This is a genomic window from Pseudomonas sp. (genome assembly GCF_030690725.1).
In the GTDB taxonomy this organism is placed as follows: domain Bacteria; phylum Pseudomonadota; class Gammaproteobacteria; order Pseudomonadales; family Pseudomonadaceae; genus Aquipseudomonas.
In genome coordinates this window covers 98,547-121,748 of the sequence record NZ_JAUYGD010000037.1, presented here as the reverse complement: position 1 = coordinate 121,748, position 23,202 = coordinate 98,547, and the positions used below count along the sequence as shown (strand labels likewise).

Sequence of the window (23,202 nt, the reverse complement as noted above, 5' to 3'; positions counted from 1 at the left end):
CTTTGTGCTCACCACCGTAGGATGGGTGCTAACCCATCAATTGGCTGATGGGTTAGCACCCATCCTACGGCCTGAACCACTGCCAAAGACTTAGAGCGAGGAAGATTTCAAAGCCCGCCGCTCTATAGGGCGTAAAGCGGCCCCACTTAAATGAACAGCATTACGCTTTCGAGCGGCCTTTTTTATTGCGGTCTGCTAGTTCCACAGCCAGTTCCACAGTCCCGGCAGGCGGGCGTACTGCAGTGGGTCGCCAAGCGCGCGTCTGAGAGCAGCTCGTTGCAGGGCGTCACGCTGGCCATAGAACGGCTGTTTATCGGTGGCCAGGCCAACATCTTCGGCCACATCCATCAGGATCTCTAAGTATTCCTGCATATGCCGCGCAGTGTAGGGATTGAGGTCGTGGAAGGTCACCACGACCGGGATAACCCCATCGACTGCTGGCAAGGCGCCAACGCTGATCTGCTGCGCGGCTCGCGTGAGCTGGTCACGCAGGTTGCTGCGCCGGCGCAGGCTGCCATTGATGCCCCAGGTCTTGCCATCGTTTGCGCTCAAATCGGTCAGCAGTAAGCGCAAGCCATGCGCCTGGTAGGCAGCGAACGTGCGTTCGTCGTAGTTCCAGAAAGGTGGCCGTACCAGACGCGGCGCGGCGCCGCTGATGGCGGTCAGGTCGGCAACGCCGTCTGTTAGCGATTGATCGAGTGCTGTAGGGCTAAGAAAGCGGTGATTGGAGTGCCCTGGGGTGGCGGTGTGAAAACCCAGCAGATGGCCCTCGCGTTGTTGGCGGCGCAGCAGCGCTTGCCCTTGCACGCTGCCACCGGCTCCGGCGGCGCGGGTCTGCACAAAGAACAGTGCCTTGATTCCTGGCTGGATCGGGTTGTCTGCCAATGTGTCGAGGACCTGCTCAGTTGGGTTATCGCGGATGCTGGCGCTGGGGCCGTCATCAAAACTCAGGAGAAAGCGTATCGGCTCAATCGCGGGGTTGGGTTGGGGCGGCGCAAGGCTGCTGCAGGCGCTCAACAGCAGCATGCTGACCAAGGCGCAGGCCAATGGCGTGATTCGCGAAAAAGTGTGTGTGGGAGTTGCGGGGTAACGCATTAGGCTTTGACTCGCGAGGGAAAAGGGCGGGCGCAGTGGAGGAGCAGGATAGAAGGCGGGGCGCGGAGTCTATGCGGCGCTGGTCGCAGTGGGAATCTGTAATGGCGATCTAAGGGTTTCGACCCTATTAAGGCCATATAAGTCCATGGCTGACTAAGACGGCTGAATCAGGCTAAGGCTTACAGCTGCGACAGTTTGTGCTAGCGAGCCGCCAGGCCCACTTCCCGTAGCCGTTTGTACAGCGTATTGCGGCTGACCCCGAGGTTGCGCGCCAGGTGCGAGATATTGCCGCCGCAGGCCTGGTATTGGCTGGCCAGATCATCCGCGCTGGTGCTGGTCAGCGGTTGCGGTTGGGTGGCGGCTGTTGGCGCAGCTGTTGGCTGCACATCGGCAAAGAAATCATCCGGTAGGTGTTCCGGACGTATCTGCTGATCCTCGGCCATGGCCAGGGCAATCTGCAGGACGCTGCTCAGTTGGCGCAGGTTGCCGGGCCAGGGATGACGCTCGAACAGACTCAGCACTTCCTGGCTTAGCCCCGCCCATTGCTGCGGTTCGCGGTGATACTCCCAAATGCGTTGGACCATGGCGGCCTTGTCGGTGCGTTCGCGCAGCGGCGGCAGCTCCAGATTAAGGCCGCTGATGCGGTAGTAGAGGTCCTGGCGAAACAGCCCGCTTTCCACATCCTGGCGCAGCGGGCGGTTGGTGGCCGAGATCAGGCGGATATCCACCGGGTACAGCTCACTGCTACCCAGCGGCTGTACGCAACGCTCTTGCAGCACCCGCAGCAGGCGGGCCTGCACGCGCAGCGGCATATCGCCGACTTCGTCGAGAAATAGCGTGCCTTTGTGGGCCTTGCGAATCAGGCCGATGCTGCCTTTCTGATTGGCCCCGGTAAACGCGCCTTTTTCATAGCCGAACAGCTCGGACTCCACCAGCTCGGCGGGAATAGCCGCGCAGTTGACCGCGATAAAGGCTTGGCTGGCGCGCGAGCTGGCGTGGTGCAGGGCTTTAACGAAAACCTCCTTACCGACACCGGTTTCGCCATGCACCAGGATCGGGATGTCTTTTTCCAGCAGTCGCTCTGCCTGGCGTACTGCTTTGTCGACGCGCGGGTCGCCGAGGTTGAGCGAGGCCAGGGTGAAGTGGTTGCTAGTGGCGCTGGCTTGCAGTTGTTGGGCGGGGCGAAAGTCGCGAGCCTGGATTGGCGAAGGTTGCTGCGGGCGCTTGATCTGCGCGTGAAAACGAAAGCGCCCGCTGGCGCGCAAGTTAAACGGCAGCGCCTCCGGCTGGTTAAGAAGTTGCTGCAGCGGTACGTCGAACAGGCTTTCGATATTTACCTGGGCCAGGCCAACGCCCAGCAGGCTGTCGGCACGGCGATTGGCGGAAACCACCTGGCCCAGCTCATCAAAAATCAGCAGCCCGGCCCAGGGGCTGCTGAGGTTATCCAGACTGGTGTTGAAGCTCAGCTGGAAGTAGCGCTGCTGGAACAGGTTGAGAATCAGGCGGTTCTCCACCGACTGGCTCATCATCTTGACCATGCCTAGGGTGTGCGAGGGCGGCAGGTAGCTGTCGCTCGACACATCCAGCACCGCAATCATCTGCCGCTGCTCGTCAAAAATCGGCGAGGCCGAGCCGGTCATAAAGCGGTTGGCCTTGAGGAAGTGCTCATCGTGCTGAATATGTACCGCCTGGCCGCAGCTCAGAGCAGTGCCGATGGCATTGGTGCCGGTGTAACGCTCCAGCCAGGTGGCTCCGGCGACAAAACCAGCGGCGCGGCTCGGTTCGATAAAGCGTTGGTCGCCCCAGGACTGCAGCACCTGGCCCTGATGGTCGGCCAGCATGATCAGGCAATTAGAGTTGGCCAGGATGGTGCCGTAGTAAGGCAGCACTTCCTTGTGGGTGGTGTGCACCAGGGCATGCTGGCTTTCCAGCAGGGTGCTGACTTCACCGCGTTCGGGCTGGTTGAAGATCGGTGTGCTTTGGTGGGTCAGGCCGTAGTCACGGCAGCGTGTCCAGGAGTCCTGGATGATGGTCTCGTGGGGCAGGGCAGTGACAGCGTCAGCCATGACAGGTATCTCGCGCGGGTTCTTGTTGTTATGGGCCTCGGTCTGCGCCGGGCTCCTGCAGTGTCGCCGAAGACTGTTCAATGTCAACGCTGTGACTGTTCAGTTGTTCACTGTGCACTGTTCAAAATTGTTCAGTGGCAATTTGACGGATTGCCTGAATTCACGTGCAGTTGTTTTAAATCAATGGCTTGCAGGCGCTGCAAAGGGTTGGCACGGAACTCGCCTTGTTACTGGACAGATAACAAGAAAAAGGACGGCCCATGTCACTTACCCTGGAGCATGTCACGCGGATCGTTGATCACCAGTTGCATATCGACGATGCCTGCCTGAGCTTCGAACCTGGCTCCTTCAATGTGCTGCTGGGGCGCACGCTGTCGGGCAAGACCAGCCTGATGCGCCTGATGGCGGGTCTGGATAAGCCCACTAGCGGACGTATCCTGATGAATGGCGCGGACATGACCAATGTCTCGGTGCGCCAGCGCAACGTGTCGATGGTCTACCAGCAGTTCATCAATTACCCGACCCTGACGGTGTTCGAGAACATCGCCTCGCCGCTGCGTCAGGCCGGGGTGAGCAAGGCCGAGATTCTGGAAAAGGTCCATGCCACGGCGAAGATGCTGCGTATCGGGGCCTTGCTCCAGCGCTACCCGTTGGAGCTGTCCGGCGGCCAGCAGCAGCGCACAGCGATGGCGCGGGCGCTGGTCAAGGATGCTTCGCTGATTCTGTTCGATGAGCCGCTGGTCAACCTCGACTACAAGCTGCGTGAAGAGCTGCGCCAGGAGATGCGTGAGCTGTTCCAGGCCCGCCACACCATCGCCATTTATGCCACCACTGAGCCCAACGAGGCCCTGGCCCTGGGCGGCACCACCACCATCCTGCATGAAGGGCGAGTGGTGCAGAGCGGCAAAACCGCCGAGGTCTACCACCGCCCGCAACAGGTGCTGGCCGCCGAGCTGTTTTCCGAGCCGGCGATCAATCTGATGCCGGGGCGCGTCAGCGGCACCGAAGTAAGCTTTGCTGATACCGTGCATTTTCCGCTCAACCCGGACCTGCAAGGCATCGCCGAGGGCGAATATCGCTTCGGCGTGCGCCCCAGTCATATCGGCCTGGTGCCATCCAACGATGACGATCTGGAGCTGGCGGTAACGGTCGAACTGGCCGAAATCAGCGGTTCGGAAACCTTTCTGCATGTGCGCAACGAGCAGTTCGTGCTGGTGCTGCATCTGCCTGGGGTGCATGAGTACGACGTGGATACGCCGATCCTCATCTATATCCCCACCCACAAGCTGTTTGTTTTCGCCGCTGATGGGCAGTTGATTCAGGCGCCCAGCCGCCGTTTGGGGAGGGTTGCCTGATGGCCGAGATCCGCTTGCATAACCTGGCCCACAGTTACAGCCGTGCGCCGACTGAATCAGCCGATTACGCCATCCGCGAGATGAACCATGTGTGGGAGCAGGGCGGCGCCTATGCGCTGCTGGGGCCGTCTGGCTGCGGTAAGTCGACCCTGCTGAACATTATCTCTGGGCTGCTTAGCCCGTCCCATGGCGAGGTGCAGTTCGACGGCAAGGTGGTCAACGCGCTGCCGCCGGAGCTGCGCAATATCGCCCAGGTTTTCCAGTTTCCGGTGGTTTACGACACCATGACGGTGTTCGACAACCTGGCCTTCCCCTTGCGCAATCAGGGCATGAACGAGGCGAAGATCCTCACCAAGGTCAACGAAATTGCCGAGGTGCTGGAGCTGCATCCGTTGCTGCACAAGCGCGCCCGCAACCTCACCGCCGACGAGAAGCAGAAGGTTTCCATGGGCCGTGGCCTGGTGCGTGATGATGTATCGGCGATCCTGTTCGATGAGCCGTTGACGGTGATTGACCCGCACCTGAAATGGAAGCTGCGGCGCAAGCTCAAGCAGATTCACGAGCAGTTCAATATCACCATGGTCTACGTCACCCATGACCAACTCGAGGCTTCGACCTTCGCCGACAAGATTGCGGTGATGTACGGCGGGCAGATCGTCCAGTTCGGCACCCCGCGTGAGTTATTCGAGCGGCCCAGCCATACCTTTGTTGGCTACTTCATCGGCAGCCCGGGAATGAACCTGATTGATGTGCTGCCTTATGCCGGCGGTGTGCGCTTCAACAACACCGTGCTGCCGTTATCGGCGGCGCTCAATCGGCGCCTGGCCGAGCTGCCTGGGGCCAAGCTGAAAATCGGCATCCGTCCGGAGTTCGTCCATGTCTGGGATGGCCCTAACGAGGATGCGCTGTGCGGCGAGGTGGTGCATGTCGAAGACCTCGGCACCTACAAAATTCTCACCCTCAAGCTCGATGGTCAGTCGCTCAAGGTGCGCCTGCAGGAAGACCAGCCCGTGCCGCAGCAGCAGGTGTACCTGAGCTTCCCCGCGCAGTGGTTGATGCTTTACGCCGATGACTTTCTGGTTGAGGCGCAAGCGCAGGAGGTGCAGCCATGAAGGTGCAGAACAACAAGGCCTGGTGGCTGGTACTGCCGGTGTTTCTGCTGGTGGCGTTCAGCGCCATCGTGCCGATGATGACGGTGGTCAACTATTCGGTGCAGGACATCTTCGACCACTCCACGCGCTATTTCGTCGGCGTCGACTGGTACAAGCAGGTACTGCAGGACACCCGTCTGCATGACTCGCTGCTGCGCCAGTTCATCTTCTCCGCTTGCGTGCTGCTGATCGAGATTCCCTTGGGCATCGCCATCGCCCTGTGTATGCCGACCAAGGGTCGCATGGCCTCGCTGGTGCTGATCGTCCTGGCGATTCCGTTGCTGATTCCATGGAACGTGGTCGGCACCATCTGGCAGATATTCGGTCGCGCCGATATTGGCTTGCTTGGCTGGAGCCTGAACAGCCTGGGTATCAGCTACAACTACGCCTCCAACACCAGCGATGCCTGGGTCACGGTGCTGATCATGGACGTCTGGCACTGGACCTCGCTGGTGGCGCTGCTGTGCTATTCGGGCCTGCGCGCCATTCCCGATGTGTATTACCAGGCCGCGCGTATCGACCGTGCATCCGACTGGGCAGTGTTCCGCCATATCCAGCTGCCCAAGTTGAAGAGCGTACTGCTGATCGCGGTGATGCTGCGCTTTATGGACAGCTTCATGATTTACACCGAGCCCTTCGTGTTGACCGGCGGCGGGCCGGGTAACGCCACCACCTTCCTTAGCCAGACCCTGACGCAAATGGCCATCGGCCAGTTCGACCTGGGCCCAGCGGCGGCGTTCTCCCTGGTGTACTTCCTGATCATCCTGTTGGTGTCCTGGCTGTTCTACACCGCCATGACCCACAACGATAAGACTCGCTGAGGCCGACCATGACCCTACGTAAAAAAGTAGTGCTGGGGCTGTATATCCTGTTCCTGCTGGTGCCGATCTACTGGCTGCTGAACATGTCGTTCAAGAGCAACACCGAGATTCTCGGCGGCCTGACGCTGTGGCCGCACGGCTTTACCCTGGACAACTACAAGGTGATCTTCACCGACCCGAGCTGGTACGAGGGCTACCTCAACTCGCTGTACTACGTGTGCCTGAACACGGTGATTTCGCTGACGGTGGCGCTGCCGGCGGCCTATGCGTTTTCCCGCTACCGTTTTCTCGGTGACAAGCACCTGTTCTTCTGGCTGCTGACCAACCGCATGGCGCCACCGGCGGTGTTTCTGCTGCCGTTTTTCCAGCTGTATTCGTCGATCGGTCTGTTCGATACGCATATCGCCGTGGCGCTGGCGCACTGCCTGTTCAACGTGCCGCTGGCGGTGTGGATTCTCGAAGGCTTTATGTCCGGCGTGCCAAAGGAAATCGATGAAACCGCCTATATCGATGGCTACAGCTTCCCGAAATTCTTCGTGAAGATATTTATCCCGCTGATTGGCTCGGGCATCGGCGTCACCGCGTTCTTCTGCTTCATGTTTTCCTGGGTCGAGCTGCTGCTGGCGCGCACCCTGACCTCGGTGGATGCCAAGCCGATTGCTGCGGTGATGACCCGTACCGTATCGGCCTCGGGGATCGATTGGGGCGTGCTGGCGGCGGCGGGGGTGTTGACCATTCTGCCGGGCATGCTGGTGATCTGGTTTGTCCGTAACCATGTAGCCAAGGGCTTTGCCCTGGGCCGGGTATAGGAGTCGCGACGATGGATTGGATGGCCTGGACTCTGCCGACCGCGTTGTTTTTCGGCTTTATCGGCATGCTGCTGGTCGGCATGACGATCTGGGAGCTGCGTTCGCCCTGCATTGAGCGCAAAGGCTTGTTGCCGATCAGCACCACCCGTGGTGATCGGCGGTTTATCGGTCTGCTTGGAAGTGCCTACCTGCACCTGCTGGTGGTGGGCGCGACCGATTGGAGTGTCTGGATAGCCTCGGTGCTGTCCCTATTCTGGTTGTTTGCAGTGATGCGTTGGGGCTAAGTCGGGCTGCCTTGGGGCGCCCGTCGCTTGGGCGCAGCCATGGCCCGCTTGCCTCATTCCAAACCCTGAGATGGAGGTCTCTATGTTCGACAATAACAACAAAACTCGACATAGCATGGCGCTGGCTGCCCTGCTGACGTTGTCCGGCTTGAGCGGCGCAGCCTGGGCTGATGCCTACGAAGAAGCGGCAAAAAAGTGGATCAGCGAGGAGTTCAACCCCTCGACCTTGACGCCTGAGCAGCAACTCGAAGAGTTGAAGTGGTTTATCAAGGCTGCCGAGCCGTTTCGCGGCATGAACATCAGCGTGGCCTCGGAAACCATCGCCACTCACGAGTATGAGTCCAAGGTGCTGGCCAAGGCCTTTAGCGAAATTACCGGGATCAAGCTCAAGCACGACCTGATGCAGGAAGGCGATGTCGTCGAGAAACTGCAAACCCAGATGCAGTCGGACAAGAACATCTACGACGGCTATATCAACGACTCAGACCTGATCGGCACGCACTTCCGTTACGGCAAGGCCGTGGCCATCAGCGACATGATGGAAGGCGAAGGCAAGGCGGTGACCTCGCCAACCCTCGATCTGCAGGACTTTATCGGCATTTCCTTCACCACCGGGCCCGACGGCAAGCTCTATCAGCTGCCAGATCAGCAGTTCGCCAACCTGTACTGGTTCCGCGCCGACTGGTTCGAGCGTCCTGAGCTGAAGGCCAAGTTCAAGGAAATCTACGGCTACGAGCTGGGTGTGCCGGTCAACTGGTCGGCCTATGAAGACATCGCCGAGTTCTTCTCCGAGAAGATCAAGGAAATCGACGGCCAGCGTATCTATGGCCATATGGATTACGGCAAGAAAGACCCATCCCTGGGCTGGCGCTTCACCGATGCCTGGTTCTCCATGGCGGGCGGTGGCGACAAGGGCCTGCCTAACGGTTTGCCAGTGGACGAGTGGGGTATTCGCGTCGACGGTTGCCGTCCGGTGGGCTCCAGCGTTGCCCGTGGCGGCGATACCAATGGCCCAGCGGCGGTGTATGCCACCACCAAGTATGTCGACTGGATGCGCAAGTACGCGCCGCCGGAAGCACAGGGCATGACTTTCTCCGAGTCCGGCCCGGTGCCGGCGCAGGGCAGCATCGCTCAGCAGATATTCTGGTACACCGCCTTTACCGCTGATATGACCAAGCCAGGCTTGCCGGTGGTTAATGAAGACGGCACGCCGAAGTGGCGGATGGCGCCTTCACCAAAAGGTCCGTACTGGGAAGAGGGCATGAAGCTGGGTTATCAGGACACCGGCTCCTGGACCTTCCTCAAGTCCACCCCGGAGAAACAGCGCCTGGCCGCCTGGCTCTATGCGCAGTTCGTTACTTCGAAAACCGTGTCGCTGAAGAAGACCTTGGTTGGCCTGACGCCAATTCGTGAGTCGGATATCAACTCGCAGGCCATGACCGACGTTGCGCCGAAACTCGGCGGCCTGGTGGAGTTCTATCGCAGCCCGGCGCGGGTGCAGTGGACCCCAACCGGCACCAACGTGCCGGACTACCCGCGACTGGCTCAGCTGTGGTGGCAGTTCATTGCCGAAGCAGCCAGCGGTGACAAGTCGCCACAAGAGGCCTTGGATGGCCTGGCAGCGGCGCAGGACACCATGTTGGGTCGTCTTGAGCGTTCCGGCGTGCTCGGTGAGTGCGGGCCCAAGCTCAACGAACCGCGTGATCCGCAGTACTGGCTGGATCAGCCGGGTGCACCTAAGCCCAAACTGGCCAACGAGAAACCTCAGGGTGAAACCATCAACTACAACGAGCTGCTGAAATCCTGGGAACAAGCCCGCGACTGACGTAGCAGGTTTAACTCGGCATAAAAAACGGCACCTGAGGTGCCGTTTTTTATTTCTGCCAGCGCTGCACTTAGTCGTGCAGATGCTCGGCGGCGTGCAGGGTGTTTTCCAGCAGGCAGGCACGGGTCATCGGGCCAACGCCGCCCGGTACCGGGGTGATCCAGCCGGCGCGGGGCAGGGCGGTTTCATACACCACATCGCCAATCAGCTTGCCGTCGGTCTGACGGTTGATGCCCACGTCGATAACGATGGCGCCAGGCTTGATCCATTCGCCATGCACCAGGCCAGGCTTGCCGGCAGCCACCACGACGATGTCGGCCTGGCCGACATGCATCGGCAGGTCTTTGGTGAAGCGGTGGGTCACGGTAACGGTGCAGCCAGCCAGCAGCAGCTCCATCGCCATCGGTCGGCCGACGATATTCGAGGCACCAACCACCACCGCGTGCATGCCATACAGGTCGACGCCGGTGCTTTGCAGCAGGGTCATGATGCCTTTCGGGGTGCAAGGGCGCAGCAGCGGCATGCGCTGGGCCAGGCGGCCAATGTTGTAAGGGTGGAAACCATCAACGTCTTTATCCGGGCGAATGCGCTCCAGTAATAAAGAAGCGTCGAGATGTTCTGGCAGTGGCAGCTGCACCAGAATGCCGTCGATGCTCGGCTCGTCATTCAGGCGGTCGATCAATGCCATCAGCTCGTCCTGGCCGGTGCTGGCTGGCAGGTCATAGGCTTGGGAAACGAAACCGACTTCTTCGCAGTCTTTGCGTTTGTGCGAAACGTAGACCTGGGACGCAGGGTCGCTACCGACGAGAATCACCGCCAGCCCGGGTGCGCGCAGGCCTTGCTGACGTCGTTCGGCGACACGTTGGGCGATCTGCTGGCGCAGGCTGGCGGCAATTGCTTTGCCATCGATCAGTTGTGCGGTCATTGCGCTTGGTTAACCATAAAGAAAGGATGGAAAAAGGACGCGCATTCTCGCATGACCATGCTGCGGGGCAAAGGCGCACGCCGCGGTTTTCGCGTAACTCCTTTAAATGGCTGAATTTTTTTAACTTTTCCTGTTGACGACCTGGAACTGCCTCTATAACATTCGCCCCGCTTGTCGAGCACAGCCAGTCGCTGGGTAAGACGGCAAAGGTCGAAGCTGCAAAGTTTTTTCCGAAGCCGAAAGCTTTAAGTCTGCATCTGCAGATGGATAGGCGCCCGTAGCTCAGCTGGATAGAGCATCCGCCTTCTAAGCGGATGGTCGCAGGTTCGAGTCCTGCCGGGCGTGCCATTTGGCGGTCTTGGCTCAAGCAAAATGCAATATGGTGGGCGTAGCTCAGTTGGTAGAGCGCAGGATTGTGACTCCTGTTGTCGTGGGTTCGATCCCCATCGTCCACCCCATATTCCAAAGCGCCAGGTTAATTCCTGGCGTTTTTGTATAAAGCTTTACCACGCGGACGTGGTGGAATTGGTAGACACACTGGATTTAGGTTCCAGCGCCGCAAGGCGTGAGAGTTCGAGTCTCTCCGTCCGCACCATCTTTTAACTCCCTCCCGTTTGCCGCCTGCATCTAGGGTGACTTCTGCAAATCGACCCTCTAGAATGCATGCCCTTGATTAGGGGCCGGCAAGCGGCCGGCTTATGTCTGTGCAACGAGGATTATCCATGCAAGTTTCTGTTGAAAGTACCTCTGCTCTCGAGCGCCGTATGACCGTTGGCGTCTCTGTTGAGCGCATCGAGACTGAAGTCAACAAGCGTCTGCAGCAGACTGCCCGTCGTGCCAAGGTCCCTGGTTTCCGTCCTGGCAAAGTGCCAATGAGCGTGATCCGTCAGCGTTATGAAGATGCTGCGCGTCAGGAAGCGCTGGGTGATCTGATCCAATCCACTTTCTACGAAGCCGTTGTTGAGCAGAAGCTCAATCCAGCTGGCGCTCCGGCCGTTGAGCCGAAGTCGTTCGAGAAAGGCAAGGATCTGGAATACGTTGCGACCTTCGAAGTATTCCCGGAATTCACCGTTGGCGGCTTCGAGTCCATCGCCATCGAGCGCCTGCAGGCTGACGTGGCTGACGCCGACGTCGACAACATGCTGGAAATCCTGCGCAAGCAGAACACCCGTTTCGAAGCCGCCGAGCGCGCTGCCGAGAATGGCGACCAGCTGAACATCGATTTCGTTGGCAAAATCGACGGCGAGGCTTTCGCTGGCGGTTCGGCCAAGGGCACTCAGCTGGTTCTCGGCTCCGGCCGCATGATCCCTGGCTTTGAAGATGCCCTGGTTGGCGTCAAGGCCGGCGAAGAGCGTGTAATCAACCCGACTTTCCCGGCTGATTACCAGAATCTGGACCTGGCTGGCAAAACTGCCGAGTTCACCGTCACCGTCAACAGCATCGCGGCTCCTCAGCTGCCTGAGCTGAATGATGACTTCTTTGCCCTGTTCGGCGTGAAAGAAGGCGGCCTGGAAGGCTTCCGCGCTGAAGTGCGCAAGAACATGGAGCGCGAGCTGCGCCAGGCCATCAAATCCAAGGTTAAAAACCAGGTGATGGACGGTCTGTTGGCTGCCAACCCGATCGAAGTGCCGAAGGCGCTGATCAGCAACGAAGTCAACCGTCTGCGCGTGCAGGCCGTTCAGCAGTTCGGTGGCAACCTCAAGCCTGAGCAGCTGCCAGCTGAGCTGTTCGAAGAGCAAGCCAAGCGTCGTGTTGTGCTGGGTCTGGTCGTGGCTGAAGTGGTTAAGCAGTGTGAACTGAAGCCGGACGACGCCCGCGTTCGCGAAATGATTCAGGAAATGGCTTCGGCTTACCAAGAGCCTGAGCAGGTTGTGGCCTGGTACTACAAAAACGACCAGCAAATGAACGAAGTGCGTTCGGTTGTACTGGAAGAGCAAGTTGTAGATACTGTTTTGCAGAAGGCCAACGTGACCGATAAAGCGGTCTCGTACGAAGAAGCTGTCAAGCCGGTAGAAGCACCACAAGCCGCCTGATTTCTTTACCTCGTTCGAACACGCCATAAGCCAGCCTCCGTGCTGGCTTATGCGTATTTGTGACATGACTATTTAGGGAGCGAGTGCACGCATGTCCCGCAATCCTTTTATGCAGCAAATGCCTGATATCCAAGCCGCTGGCGGCCTGGTACCTATGGTTGTCGAGCAGACGGCTCGCGGTGAGCGCGCCTACGACATCTATTCGCGCCTGCTCAAGGAGCGAGTGATCTTTCTGGTCGGCCCTGTAGAGGACTACATGGCCAACCTGATCTGTGCGCAACTGTTGTTCCTTGAGGCGGAAAATCCGGACAAGGACATTCACCTATACATCAACTCCCCGGGTGGTTCGGTGACAGCGGGTATGTCGATTTACGACACCATGCAGTTCATCAAGCCTAACGTGTCCACTACCTGTATTGGTCAGGCGTGCAGCATGGGCGCATTCCTGCTGACTGCTGGCGCCGAGGGTAAGCGTTACTGCCTGCCGAACTCGCGCGTGATGATTCACCAGCCTCTGGGCGGTTTCCAAGGCCAGGCGTCGGACATCGAAATTCACGCCAAGGAAATCCTCTTCATCCGTGAGCGCCTCAACATGCTGATGGCCAAGCACAGTGGACGCACCTTGGAAGAAATCGAGCGCGATACCAACCGTGATAATTTCATGAGCGCCGAAGCCGCTCGTGAGTACGGGTTGATCGACGCAGTGATTGAAAAGCGCCCCGCTTAATATAAGCAACTCAAAATAGGGCGGGTCGGCGTGTCCGGCCTCTGGCGGGCTTGAAAAAGCCCGCATAAGCCTTCATCTTGTGTTGCAAGCCTATCGGATTTGGATCGAACGAATGACTGACACCCGCAACGGCGAGGACAACGGCAAGCTGCTTTATTGCTCCTTCTGCGGCAAAAGCCAGCATGAAGTGCGCAAATTGATTGCCGGCCCCTCGGTCTTTATCTGCGACGAGTGCGTCGACCTGTGCAATGACATCATCCGTGAGGAGGTGCAGGAAGCCCAGGCCGAGAGCAGCGCGCATAAATTGCCTGCTCCCAAGGAAATCAGCACCATCCTCGATCAGTATGTGATCGGTCAGGAGCGTGCGAAAAAAGTTCTGGCGGTAGCGGTGTACAACCACTACAAGCGCCTTAACCAGCGTGACAAGAAAGATGATGTCGAGCTGGGCAAAAGCAACATCCTGTTGATTGGTCCGACTGGTTCGGGTAAAACCCTGCTGGCCGAAACCCTGGCACGTTTGCTTAACGTACCGTTCACCATCGCCGACGCCACCACCCTGACCGAAGCCGGTTATGTCGGTGAGGACGTCGAGAACATTATTCAGAAGCTGCTGCAGAAATGCGATTACGATGTGGAAAAAGCCCAGATGGGCATCGTCTACATTGACGAAATCGACAAGATTTCGCGCAAGTCGGATAACCCGTCGATTACCCGCGACGTATCGGGCGAGGGCGTGCAGCAGGCACTGCTCAAGCTGATCGAGGGTACGGTTGCCTCGGTGCCGCCGCAGGGTGGTCGCAAGCATCCGCAGCAGGAGTTCCTGCAGGTTGATACGCGCAATATCCTGTTTATCTGCGGCGGTGCGTTCTCTGGTCTGGAAAAAGTCATCCAGGGTCGCTCGACCAAGGGTGGCATCGGTTTCAACGCCGAAGTACGCAGCAAGGAAGAGGGCAAAAAAATCGGCGAGTCACTGCGCGCCGTTGAGCCTGATGACCTGGTCAAGTTTGGTCTGATTCCTGAATTTGTGGGCCGCTTGCCGGTTATCGCCACGCTGGATGAGTTGGACGAAGCGGCTCTGGTGCAGATTCTGACTGAGCCGAAGAACGCCTTGACCAAGCAATACGCCAAGCTGTTCGAGATGGAAGGGGTAGAGCTGGAATTCCGTCCGGATGCGCTGAAATCGGTTGCGCACAAGGCGCTTGAGCGTAAAACCGGTGCTCGCGGCCTGCGTTCGATTCTCGAAGGTGTCCTGCTCGATACCATGTACGAGATTCCTTCGCAGTCCGACGTCAGCAAGGTGGTCATCGATGAAAGTGTTATCGATGGCACCTCCAAGCCGTTGCTTATTTATGAGAACAACGAGCTGCCAGCCAAGGCTGCGCCTGACGCGTAACAGCGTTGTAACATGTTGAAAGCAAGGGGCCTGCGGGCCCCTTTGCTTTTGCTGCGCCAGCGCTTGTTTTTTGTTGGGGCTGCCCCCATCTTAGGGCTAAGGGTCATCCCATCTGTTTACGGCCGTATGGCCGCCGTAGAGCCGAAATCATGAAGACAACCATCGAATTGCCTCTCCTGCCGTTGCGCGATGTTGTGGTCTATCCGCACATGGTCATTCCGTTATTCGTCGGGCGTGAAAAATCCATTGAAGCCCTCGAGGCTGCGATGACGGGCGAGAAGCAGATTCTGCTCCTCGCGCAGAGGAATCCTGCTGACGACGACCCAGATGAGGCGGGCCTCTATCGCGTCGGTACCGTAGCCACTGTGTTGCAGTTGCTGAAACTGCCGGACGGCACCGTCAAGGTGCTGGTTGAAGGCGAGCAGCGCGGTGAGATCGAGCGCTTTATCGAGGTCGACGGCCATTGTCGGGCTGAAGTGCAGCTGATTGACGAAGTTGATGCCGCCGAACGTGAGTCCGAGGTTTTCACCCGCAGCCTGCTCAGCCAGTTCGAACAGTACGTGCAACTCGGCAAGAAGGTGCCTGCCGAAGTGCTGGCGTCACTCAATGGTATCGATGAGCCGAGCCGGCTGGTCGACACCATGGCTGCGCATATGGTGCTGAAGATCGAGCAGAAGCAGGAAATTCTGGAAATCACCGATCTGGCTGCGCGGGTTGAGCATGTCCTGGCGCTGCTCGATGCGGAAATCGACCTGTTGCAGGTCGAGAAGCGCATTCGTGGCCGGGTCAAGAAACAAATGGAGCGTAGCCAGCGCGAGTACTACCTGAATGAGCAGATGAAGGCCATTCAGAAGGAGCTCGGCGACAGCGAAGAAGGCCATAACGAGCTTGATGAGCTGAAAAAGCGCATCGAGAATGCCGGCCTGACCGCCGAGGCGCATACCAAAGCCAATGCCGAGCTGAACAAGCTCAAGCAGATGTCGCCGATGTCGGCCGAAGCCACCGTGGTGCGCTCCTACATCGATTGGTTGGTCAATGTGCCGTGGAAGGCGCAGAGCAAGGTGCGGCTAGATCTGGCGCGTGCCGAAGCGATCCTCGATGCTGACCACTATGGCCTGGATGAGGTCAAGGAACGCATCCTTGAATACCTTGCCGTGCAAAAGCGCGTGAAGAAAATCAAAGGTCCGGTGCTTTGTCTGGTCGGCCCGCCTGGTGTGGGTAAAACCTCGCTGGCTGAGTCGATTGCCAGCGCCACCAACCGCAAGTTCGTACGCATGGCCCTTGGCGGCGTACGTGATGAGGCGGAAATCCGTGGTCATCGCCGCACTTACATCGGTTCCATGCCAGGTCGTCTGATTCAGAAGATGACCAAGGTTGGCGTGCGCAACCCGCTGTTCCTGCTCGATGAAATCGACAAGATGGGCCAGGACATGCGCGGCGACCCTGCGTCGGCGCTGCTTGAGGTACTGGACCCAGAGCAGAATCACAACTTCAACGATCACTATCTGGAGGTCGATTACGACCTGTCCGATGTGATGTTCCTCTGCACGGCCAACTCGATGAACATTCCAGGGCCGTTGCTGGACCGTATGGAGGTGATTCGCCTACCGGGTTACACCGAGGCCGAGAAGATCAACATCGCGATCAAATACCTGGCGCCCAAGCAGGTTCAGGCCAATGGTCTGAAGAAGGTTGAGCTGGTGTTTGAGGACGCAGCGATCCGCGACATCATTCGCTATTACACTCGCGAGGCGGGTGTGCGCGGTCTGGAACGGCAGATTGCCAAGGTGTGCCGTAAGGTGGTCAAGGAGCACTCCACCGAGAAGCGCTTCCAGGTCACCGTCACAGCTGATTCGCTTGAGCATTTCCTCGGCGTGCGTAAGCACCGCTATGGTTTGGCCGAGCAGCAGGATCAAATTGGTCAGGTCACCGGCCTTGCCTGGACCCAGGTTGGCGGTGAGCTGCTGACCATCGAGGCGGTTGTGGTGCCTGGTAAAGGTCAGCTGATCAAAACCGGCTCGCTTGGTGATGTGATGCTGGAATCCATCACTGCTGCGCAGACTGTTGTACGCAGTCGAGCCAAGAGTCTGGGCGTGCCTGTGGACTTCTACGAGAAGCAGGACATCCATATCCATATGCCGGAGGGTGCGACACCCAAAGATGGCCCCAGCGCAGGCGTTGGCATGTGTACGGCGCTGGTTTCAGCCCTGACGCAGATACCGGTGCGTGCGGACGTGGCAATGACCGGTGAAATTACCCTGCGTGGTCAAGTATTGGCCATTGGTGGTTTGAAAGAAAAACTGCTGGCCGCTCACCGTGGTGGAATCAAGACCGTGATCATTCCGGAAGAGAATGTGCGCGATTTGAAAGAGATTCCGGAGAATATTAAGCAAGACCTGCAGATTAAACCGGTTAAATGGATTGACGAGGTCCTGCAAATTGCGCTGCAATACGCCCCGGAGCCCTTGCCTGATGCGGCTCCCATGGTTGCAAAGGATGAAAAACGCGAGACTGATTCCAAGGAGCGAATTAGCACGCATTAGCCGGAGGGGTTTCTTGACACATTTTTAGAGCCCTTGTTATAAAGCGGCTCTTATCGTGTCGGCAGGCTCTCCGCACCAGCTTCGCTTACATTTAAAAGCAAGAAATAAACTCAACAGAAATTAAGGGGACTTAAGAGTGAACAAGTCGGAACTGATCGATGCCATCGCTGCATCTGCTGATATCCCAAAAGCTGTTGCCGGCCGTGCGCTGGACGCAGTAATTGAATCCGTTACTGGCGCTCTGAAGGCTGGTGACTCCGTAGTACTGGTTGGCTTCGGCACTTTCGCTGTTAAAGAGCGTGCTGCTCGCACTGGCCGTAATCCACAAACTGGTAACCCGATCAGCATCGCTGCTGCCAAGATTCCAGGCTTCAAAGCCGGTAAAGCTCTGAAAGACGCTGTCAACTAAGCCTCTTTCGGTTTTGCCCAGCAGATCAGTTGAATGGCTGATCTGACGCGGGGCGGGATGTTCAGTCAGTCATAACTCGCTGAACACGACGAATCAGCTGCTTGAGTTCGATCCGCTTCGCCAGTTACGAGAAGGCGCATCCACTGATGCGCCTTTCTTCTATCCGGATTTTACCCACACTGCGCGACTGCTTTATTTGTACAGTCGTTCTGGGGGACGCATGCTGCAAAACATCAGGGACAATTCACAGGGTTGGATTGCCAAAACCATCATCGGCATCATTGTCGCGCTGCTCGCGCTGACGGGTGTGGATGCCATTTTTACCAGCACCAGTAATAGCCAGAATGCCGCTGAAGTGAATGGCGAGAAGATCACTTCTGCCGAGCTCAGCCAGGCTGTCGAGATGCAGCGTCGTCAATTGCTGCAACAGTTGGGGCGCGATTTCGATGCCTCCCTGCTGGACGAGAAGCTGCTGCGTGAAGCCGCCCTGAATGGCCTGGTTGAGCGCACCTTGTTGCTCGATAGCGCCAAAAACGCCAAGTTCGCCTTTTCGCAACAAGCGTTGGATCAGCTGATCCTGAAAACACCTGAGTTTCTTGTCGATGGCCAGTTCAACGCTGAGCGTTTCGATCAGGTTATCCGTCAGCTGGGTTACAGCCGTTTGCAGTTCCGCCAGATGCTTGAGCAGGAAATGCTCATCGGTCAGTTGCGCGCTGGTTTGGCCAACAGCGGTTTCGTAACGGATGCCCAGGTGCAAGCCTTTGCCGCCCTGGAAAAGCAGACCCGCGACTTCGCCACGCTGACCCTCAAAGCTGATCTGGATGCAGTCACGCTCAGCGATGACGACATCAAGGCGTATTACGACGCCCAGACCAGCGAGTTCATGAGTCCTGAGCAGGTTGTGCTGGAATACGTCGAGCTGAAGAAGGATGCCTTCTTCGATCAGGTTGAAGTCACCGATGAGGCGCTGCAAAGCGCTTATCAGAGCGAAATCGCCAACCTCGCCGAGCAGCGCCGTGTCGCGCACATTCTGGTTGAGGTCAACGATAAGCTGAATGACGAACAAGCCCAGGCCAAGCTGGTCGCGGTGCAGAAGCGTCTTGAGCAGGGCGAGGATTTCGCCGCGCTGGCCAAAGAAGTCTCCGATGATTCGGGTTCGGCAGGTGAGGGCGGTGATCTGGGCTTTGCCGGCCCTGGGGTATATGACCCTGCCTTTGAAGAGGCACTGTATGCGCTGGACGAGAATGCTGTATCGGCTCCCGTACGCAGTGAGTTCGGCTGGCACCTGATCAAGCTGCTGGGCGTTCAGGCTCCGGAAGTGCCGAGCTTCGCCAGCCTGGAAGAGAAACTGCAGCGCGACCTCAAGGCGCGTCAGGTTGAGCAGCGCTTTGTCGAAGTTTCCAAAGACCTTGAAGACGCCGCGTTTGAAGCCTCTGACCTGGCTCAGCCAGCTCAGGAGCTGGGTCTTGAGGTCAAGACCACTGAGGCCTTTGGCCGTCAGGGTGGTACTGAAGGCCTGACTGCCAATCGTCAGGTGATTCAAGCGGCATTCAGCGATGAAGTGCTGGAAGACGGCAGCAACAGCAGTGTGATCGAACTCGACCCGAACACTGTGGTGGTGGTGCGCGTTAAAGAGCACAACAAGCCTGAGCAACTGCCGCTTGAGCAGGTTGCCGATAGCATCCGCGCTCAGTTGACCAAGGTTCGTGCAAGCGAAGCCGTCAAAGCCCAAGCCGAGGAGCAGCTGGCTGCTCTGCGCGCAGGTCAGACGCCGGTTACCCAGGCCGATGCCAAGCAAGGCTGGAATGTGGTCGAAGCGGCTACTCGCAGCCAGGAAGGCGTTGAGCCGGTGGTGCTGCAGGCGTTGTTCCGCATGCCCAAGCCTGAAGCGGCCGACAAGCCGACCTTCGCCGGTATCAGTCTGAGCAACGGCGATTTCGTGATCATCCGTCTCAATGGCGTAAGCCAGCCTGAGCAAGCGCTGTCGGATGAGGATAAGGCCATGTACAGCCGCTTCCTCGCTTCGCGCGTTGGTCAGCAGGACTTCGCCGCGTTCCGCAAGCTATTGGAAGAGAAGGCTGATATCGAGCGCTTCTGATCGATATCGCTGACGTATAAAAAAGGCCGCTTGATTAAGCGGCCTTTTTCATTGCTGCGGTTTAACCACTTACTCTTCCATGGCGCCCATGGCGGTGGTGTTGAAGCCGCCGTCGACGTACATGATCTCGCCGCTGACGCCCGAGGCCAGGTCCGAGCAGAGGAAGGCGCCGGCGTTGCCGACTTCATCGATAGTCACGTTGCGGCGCAGTGGGGTCTGCTTCTCGTTGGCCGCGAGCATCTTGCGGAAGCTCTTGATGCCGGACGCTGCCAGGGTGCGGATCGGGCCCGCGGAGATGGCGTTGACGCGCGTACCTTCTGGACCAAGGCTGCCGGCCAGGTAGCGTACGCCAGCTTCCAGGCTGGCCTTGGCCATGCCCATGACGTTGTAGTTCGGCATGGTGCGCTCGGCGCCCAGGTAGGACAGGGTCAGCAAGCTGCCATTGCGGCCTTTCATCATCTCGCGGCCTGCTTTGGCCAGGGCAACGAAGCTGTAGGCGCTGATGTCGTGAGCGATGCGGAAGCCTTCACGGGTGGTGACGTCGGTGAAGTCGCCATCCAGCTGATCGCCTGGTGCGAAACCAACGGAGTGAACGATGCAGTCCAGGCCGTCCCACTTCTTGCTCAGGGCTTCGAATACCGAGGCGATTTCCTCGTCGTTGGCCACATCGCAAGGGAAGCACAGCTCAGGACCTGAGCCCCAATCGGCGGCAAAGCCTTCGACGCGGCCTTTGAGCTTTTCGTTCTGGTAGGTGAAGGCCAATTCGGCACCTTCACGGTGCATGGCTGCTGCGATGCCGGAGGCGATGGACAGTTTGCTGGCGACGCCAACGATCAGTACGCGCTTGCCGCTTAGAAAACCCATGGGTGTTGTTCCTCTTCCTGTCTACAAGGATTGGCAGGCAGTTGAAAAGCTACCTGCGTTGCCATCACTGCGTTAAAAACAGGCGAAAAATGCTCATTTACAGCGCGTAAACTCCGCTTTTTCGCCTGCTTTTGCCTTGCGCTGGCTGCCTCGCCAACGCTTTTCAATAGCCTGTTAGTCAGCTGGGACCATAAAGGCCGCTTCCAGCAACTGCTGTGTATAGATGTCCTGTGGCGCGGCAAAGACACGTGTTGCCGGGCCTTGTTCCACCACTTTGCCCTGTTTGACCACCATCACCTGATGGCTCAAGGCCCTGACCACCGCCAGGTCGTGACTGATAAACAGGTAGGTCAGGTTGTATTTAGCCTGCAGCGAGCGTAGCAGCTCGACCACCTGGCGCTGCACGGTGCGGTCGAGGGCCGAGGTCGGCTCATCCAGCAGGATCAGCGCGGGTTTCAGCACCAGAGCGCGGGCGATGGCGATGCGTTGGCGCTGGCCACCGGAAAACTCGTGGGGATAGCGATGGCGGGTTTCCGGGTCCAGGCCCACTTCGACCAGCGCGTCGATAATTGCCTGTTCCTGCTCGGCTTCGCTGCCCATGCGGTGAATCTGCAAACCCTCGCCGACAATCTGGCCAACCGACATGCGAGGGCTGAGGCTGCCAAAGGGGTCTTGGAACACCACCTGCATTTGTCGGCGTAACGGCCGCACATCCTCTTGCGACAGGCTATCGATGGCTTGGCCCTGGAAGCGGATGCCGCCCTGGCTGCCGAGCAAGCGCAGAATCGCTAAGCCCAGGGTGGATTTGCCCGAGCCGCTTTCACCGACGATGCCCAGGGTATGGCCCTGCGGCAGGCTGAAGTTGATACCGTCCACGGCTTTGACATGGTCGACGGTGCGGCGCAGCAGGCCCTTCTTAATCGGGAACCAGACGCGCAGGTTGTCGATTTCCAGCATGGGTTTGCCCGGCGGCTGATCGACCGGGTCGCCCGTGGGTTCGGCGCCCAGCAGCTCACGGGTGTAGGGGTGTTGTGGGTCTTTAAACAGGGTTTCGCAGGCCGCCTGTTCAACGATATGCCCGCGCTGCATCACGCAGACGCGGTGGGCAATGCGCCGCACCAGGTTGAGGTCGTGGCTGATCAGCAGAATCGCCATGCCCAGGCGCGCCTGCAGGTCCTTGAGTAACTCGAGGATCTTCAGCTGCACGGTGACGTCCAGCGCGGTGGTTGGCTCGTCGGCGATCAGCAGTTCCGGCTCATTGGCCAGGGCCATGGCGATCACCACACGCTGGCGTTGCCCGCCTGACAGCTCGTGTGGATAGGCCTTGAGGCGCTTGTGCGGCTCGGGGATGCCGACCAGCTCGAGCAGCTCCAGGGTGCGTGCGGTGGCTGCCTTGCCGCGCAGGCCTTTGTGCAGGGCCAGCACCTCGTTGATCTGCTTCTCGATGCTGTGCAGCGGGTTGAGCGAGGTCATGGGCTCCTGAAAGACCATGGCGATACGGTTGCCGCGAATGCCGCGCAGCTTGTTCTCGTTCAGTTTAAGCAGGTCTTGCCCGGCGTAGTGAATGCTGCCGCTGGGGTGCTGAGCCAGCGGGTAGGGCAGCAGACGCAGGATGGAATGCGCGGTGACCGATTTACCCGAGCCGCTTTCGCCCACCAGGGCCAGTGTTTCACCGCGCTTGATGTTGAAGCTGACGCCTTCCAGCACGCGCTGCTTGAGGCTGCCGGTAACGAACTCGACTGCCAGGTCGCGGACTTCGATGAGGGTGTTGGAGTCGGTCATGTCATTTCCTCGGATCGAAGGCATCACGTGCCGCTTCGCCGATAAACACCAGCAGGCTGAGCATCAGGGCGAGCACGGCAAAGGCGCTGATACCGAGCCATGGCGCCTGCAGGTTGGATTTGCCCTGGGCGACCAGCTCGCCGAGTGACGGCGCGCCAGGCGGCAGGCCGAAGCCGAGGAAATCCAGCGCAGTGAGGGTGCCGATCGCGCCGGTGAGGATAAACGGCATAAAAGTCATGGTGGAAATCATCGCGTTGGGCAGGATATGGCGGAACATGATCGAGCCGTTCTGCATCCCCAGCGCACGGGCTGCGCGCACGTATTCCAGGTTGCGCCCACGGAGGAACTCGGCGCGCACCACATCCACCAGGCTCATCCAGGAGAACAGCAGCATGATGCCCAGCAGCCACCAGAAGTTCGGTTGCACGAAGCTGGCGAGGATGATCAGCAGGTAGAGCACCGGCAGGCCGGACCAGATTTCCAGAAAGCGCTGCCCAGCCAGATCGACCCAGCCGCCGTAGAAGCCCTGCAGGGCGCCGGCAAACACGCCGATTACCGAACTGGCCAGGGTCAGGATCAGGGCGAACAGCACCGAGATGCGGAAGCCATAGATCACCCGCGCCAGCACGTCGCGGCCCTGGTCATCGGTGCCCAGCAGGTTTTCCGCCGAAGGCGGCGCCGGGGCGGGCACCTGCAGGTCGTAGTTGATGCTGGAGTAGCTGTAACGGATCGGCGGCCAGATCATCCAGCCGTCCTTTTCCTTGATCAGCTCCTGGATATACGGACTCTTGTAGTTGGCCTGCAGCGGGAATTCGCCACCGAAGGTGGTTTCCGGGTAGCGCTTGAATACCGGGAAATACAGTTCGCTGTCGTAGCTCACCACCAATGGTTTGTCGTTGGCGATCAGTTCGGCGCCGAGGGTGACGAAGAACAGCGCGAGAAACACCCACAGCGACCACCAGCCGCGTTTGTGCGCCTTGAACAGCTGGAAGCGGCGTTGATTGATTGGGGAAAGTTTCATT

18 protein-coding genes and 3 tRNA genes are annotated in these 23,202 nt (G+C 58.8%); 15 read left to right on the top strand and 6 right to left on the bottom strand.

The window, feature by feature from the left end:
• Positions 1 to 195 precede the first annotated feature (195 nt).
• Together Q8O69_RS09740 and Q8O69_RS09735 are read right to left on the bottom strand one after the other, a co-directional pair.
• On the bottom strand, positions 196 to 1,026 hold the full coding sequence (locus tag Q8O69_RS09740; protein ID WP_305591648.1) for a polysaccharide deacetylase family protein: 831 nt from the start codon (positions 1,024 to 1,026) through the stop codon (positions 196 to 198).
• 269 nt (positions 1,027 to 1,295) lie between these two features.
• Entirely contained in the window at positions 1,296 to 3,161 is a 1,866-nt protein-coding gene (locus Q8O69_RS09735; RefSeq protein WP_305591647.1) for a sigma-54-dependent Fis family transcriptional regulator, read from the bottom strand.
• Between the two features lie 260 nt (positions 3,162 to 3,421).
• Here Q8O69_RS09735 and Q8O69_RS09730 point away from each other — a divergent pair, with 260 nt between their 5' ends.
• The 6 genes from Q8O69_RS09730 to Q8O69_RS09705 all read left to right on the top strand — a co-directional run bounded on the left by Q8O69_RS09730 (position 3,422) and on the right by Q8O69_RS09705 (position 9,406).
• Positions 3,422 to 4,516, top strand: a complete 1,095-nt coding sequence (locus Q8O69_RS09730; RefSeq protein WP_305591645.1) for an ABC transporter ATP-binding protein — start codon at positions 3,422 to 3,424, stop codon at positions 4,514 to 4,516.
• Complete coding sequence (locus tag Q8O69_RS09725; protein WP_305591643.1) at positions 4,516 to 5,628, top strand: ABC transporter ATP-binding protein; 1,113 nt, start codon at positions 4,516 to 4,518, stop codon at positions 5,626 to 5,628. Before Q8O69_RS09730 ends, Q8O69_RS09725 begins: the two co-directional genes overlap by 1 nt.
• Positions 5,625 to 6,488 (top strand): carbohydrate ABC transporter permease, encoded by an 864-nt coding sequence (locus Q8O69_RS09720; RefSeq protein ID WP_160014187.1) that lies wholly within the window; start codon positions 5,625 to 5,627, stop codon positions 6,486 to 6,488. Before Q8O69_RS09725 ends, Q8O69_RS09720 begins: the two co-directional genes overlap by 4 nt.
• 8 nt (positions 6,489 to 6,496) lie before the next feature.
• A complete protein-coding gene (locus tag Q8O69_RS09715; RefSeq protein WP_305591639.1) occupies positions 6,497 to 7,297 on the top strand; it encodes a carbohydrate ABC transporter permease in 801 nt (266 codons plus the stop codon).
• 11 nt (positions 7,298 to 7,308) lie between these two features.
• A complete protein-coding gene (locus tag Q8O69_RS09710; protein ID WP_305591637.1) occupies positions 7,309 to 7,581 on the top strand; it encodes a DUF2160 domain-containing protein in 273 nt (90 codons plus the stop codon).
• A gap of 82 nt (positions 7,582 to 7,663) precedes the next feature.
• Complete coding sequence (locus Q8O69_RS09705; RefSeq protein ID WP_305591635.1) at positions 7,664 to 9,406, top strand: ABC transporter substrate-binding protein; 1,743 nt, start codon at positions 7,664 to 7,666, stop codon at positions 9,404 to 9,406.
• Positions 9,407 to 9,476: 70 nt separating this feature from the next.
• Here Q8O69_RS09705 and folD read toward each other — a convergent pair whose 3' ends face one another.
• Positions 9,477 to 10,331, bottom strand: coding sequence for a bifunctional methylenetetrahydrofolate dehydrogenase/methenyltetrahydrofolate cyclohydrolase FolD (gene folD, locus Q8O69_RS09700; protein WP_305591633.1), 855 nt, complete (start codon positions 10,329 to 10,331; stop codon positions 9,477 to 9,479).
• Between the two features lie 271 nt (positions 10,332 to 10,602).
• Here folD and Q8O69_RS09695 point away from each other — a divergent pair.
• The 9 genes from Q8O69_RS09695 (at position 10,603) to Q8O69_RS09655 (ending at position 19,534) form a co-directional block, all read left to right on the top strand.
• A tRNA-Arg gene (locus tag Q8O69_RS09695) sits at positions 10,603 to 10,679 on the top strand.
• A gap of 34 nt (positions 10,680 to 10,713) precedes the next feature.
• A tRNA-His gene (locus tag Q8O69_RS09690) sits at positions 10,714 to 10,789 on the top strand.
• A 52-nt stretch (positions 10,790 to 10,841) separates the two neighbouring features.
• Positions 10,842 to 10,926 (top strand) — tRNA-Leu (locus Q8O69_RS09685).
• A 127-nt stretch (positions 10,927 to 11,053) separates the two neighbouring features.
• Positions 11,054 to 12,364: a trigger factor gene (gene tig, locus Q8O69_RS09680; RefSeq protein WP_305591631.1), complete on the top strand. Its 1,311-nt coding sequence runs from the start codon at positions 11,054 to 11,056 to the stop codon at positions 12,362 to 12,364.
• A gap of 91 nt (positions 12,365 to 12,455) precedes the next feature.
• On the top strand, positions 12,456 to 13,091 hold the full coding sequence (gene clpP / locus Q8O69_RS09675) for an ATP-dependent Clp endopeptidase proteolytic subunit ClpP (protein WP_275962616.1): 636 nt from the start codon (positions 12,456 to 12,458) through the stop codon (positions 13,089 to 13,091).
• A 112-nt stretch (positions 13,092 to 13,203) separates the two neighbouring features.
• Positions 13,204 to 14,484 carry an ATP-dependent Clp protease ATP-binding subunit ClpX gene (clpX, locus tag Q8O69_RS09670; protein ID WP_305591629.1) on the top strand — a complete coding sequence of 427 codons (1,281 nt, stop codon included), beginning with the start codon at positions 13,204 to 13,206 and terminating at the stop codon, positions 14,482 to 14,484.
• A 149-nt stretch (positions 14,485 to 14,633) separates the two neighbouring features.
• Complete coding sequence (lon, locus tag Q8O69_RS09665) at positions 14,634 to 17,027, top strand: endopeptidase La (protein WP_304869314.1); 2,394 nt, start codon at positions 14,634 to 14,636, stop codon at positions 17,025 to 17,027.
• 136 nt (positions 17,028 to 17,163) lie between these two features.
• Positions 17,164 to 17,436, top strand: a complete 273-nt coding sequence (hupB, locus tag Q8O69_RS09660) for a nucleoid-associated protein HU-beta (RefSeq protein WP_010490206.1) — start codon at positions 17,164 to 17,166, stop codon at positions 17,434 to 17,436.
• Between the two features lie 220 nt (positions 17,437 to 17,656).
• Positions 17,657 to 19,534, top strand: a complete 1,878-nt coding sequence (locus tag Q8O69_RS09655) for a SurA N-terminal domain-containing protein (RefSeq protein WP_305591626.1) — start codon at positions 17,657 to 17,659, stop codon at positions 19,532 to 19,534.
• Positions 19,535 to 19,603: 69 nt separating this feature from the next.
• Here Q8O69_RS09655 and fabI read toward each other — a convergent pair whose 3' ends face one another.
• The 3 genes from fabI to Q8O69_RS09640 all read right to left on the bottom strand — a co-directional run bounded on the left by fabI (position 19,604) and on the right by Q8O69_RS09640 (position 23,201).
• Positions 19,604 to 20,398 carry an enoyl-ACP reductase FabI gene (gene fabI / locus Q8O69_RS09650; protein ID WP_275962620.1) on the bottom strand — a complete coding sequence of 265 codons (795 nt, stop codon included), beginning with the start codon at positions 20,396 to 20,398 and terminating at the stop codon, positions 19,604 to 19,606.
• Between the two features lie 174 nt (positions 20,399 to 20,572).
• Positions 20,573 to 22,180, bottom strand: coding sequence for an ABC transporter ATP-binding protein (locus Q8O69_RS09645; protein WP_305591624.1), 1,608 nt, complete (start codon positions 22,178 to 22,180; stop codon positions 20,573 to 20,575).
• A 1-nt stretch (position 22,181) separates the two neighbouring features.
• Positions 22,182 to 23,201, bottom strand: a complete 1,020-nt coding sequence (locus Q8O69_RS09640) for an ABC transporter permease (RefSeq protein ID WP_289240359.1) — start codon at positions 23,199 to 23,201, stop codon at positions 22,182 to 22,184.
• Position 23,202 lies beyond the last annotated feature (1 nt).

Bases quoted from the DNA above. Each gene is read 5' to 3' on its own strand.
- Q8O69_RS09740 (WP_305591648.1), bottom strand. From the start codon at position 1,026: ATGCTGCTGTTGAGCGCCTGCAGCAGCCTTGCGCCGCCCCAACCCAAC.
- Q8O69_RS09735 (WP_305591647.1), bottom strand. From the start codon at position 3,161: ATGGCTGACGCTGTCACTGCCCTGCCCCACGAGACCATCATCCAGGAC.
- Q8O69_RS09730 (WP_305591645.1), top strand. From the start codon at position 3,422: ATGTCACTTACCCTGGAGCATGTCACGCGGATCGTTGATCACCAGTTG.
- Q8O69_RS09725 (WP_305591643.1), top strand. From the start codon at position 4,516: ATGGCCGAGATCCGCTTGCATAACCTGGCCCACAGTTACAGCCGTGCG.
- Q8O69_RS09720 (WP_160014187.1), top strand. From the start codon at position 5,625: ATGAAGGTGCAGAACAACAAGGCCTGGTGGCTGGTACTGCCGGTGTTT.
- Q8O69_RS09715 (WP_305591639.1), top strand. From the start codon at position 6,497: ATGACCCTACGTAAAAAAGTAGTGCTGGGGCTGTATATCCTGTTCCTG.
- Q8O69_RS09710 (WP_305591637.1), top strand. From the start codon at position 7,309: ATGGATTGGATGGCCTGGACTCTGCCGACCGCGTTGTTTTTCGGCTTT.
- Q8O69_RS09705 (WP_305591635.1), top strand. From the start codon at position 7,664: ATGTTCGACAATAACAACAAAACTCGACATAGCATGGCGCTGGCTGCC.
- folD (WP_305591633.1), bottom strand. From the start codon at position 10,331: ATGACCGCACAACTGATCGATGGCAAAGCAATTGCCGCCAGCCTGCGC.
- tig (WP_305591631.1), top strand. From the start codon at position 11,054: ATGCAAGTTTCTGTTGAAAGTACCTCTGCTCTCGAGCGCCGTATGACC.
- clpP (WP_275962616.1), top strand. From the start codon at position 12,456: ATGTCCCGCAATCCTTTTATGCAGCAAATGCCTGATATCCAAGCCGCT.
- clpX (WP_305591629.1), top strand. From the start codon at position 13,204: ATGACTGACACCCGCAACGGCGAGGACAACGGCAAGCTGCTTTATTGC.
- lon (WP_304869314.1), top strand. From the start codon at position 14,634: ATGAAGACAACCATCGAATTGCCTCTCCTGCCGTTGCGCGATGTTGTG.
- Q8O69_RS09655 (WP_305591626.1), top strand. From the start codon at position 17,657: ATGCTGCAAAACATCAGGGACAATTCACAGGGTTGGATTGCCAAAACC.
- fabI (WP_275962620.1), bottom strand. From the start codon at position 20,398: ATGGGTTTTCTAAGCGGCAAGCGCGTACTGATCGTTGGCGTCGCCAGC.
- Q8O69_RS09645 (WP_305591624.1), bottom strand. From the start codon at position 22,180: ATGACCGACTCCAACACCCTCATCGAAGTCCGCGACCTGGCAGTCGAG.
- Q8O69_RS09640 (WP_289240359.1), bottom strand. From the start codon at position 23,201: ATGAAACTTTCCCCAATCAATCAACGCCGCTTCCAGCTGTTCAAGGCG.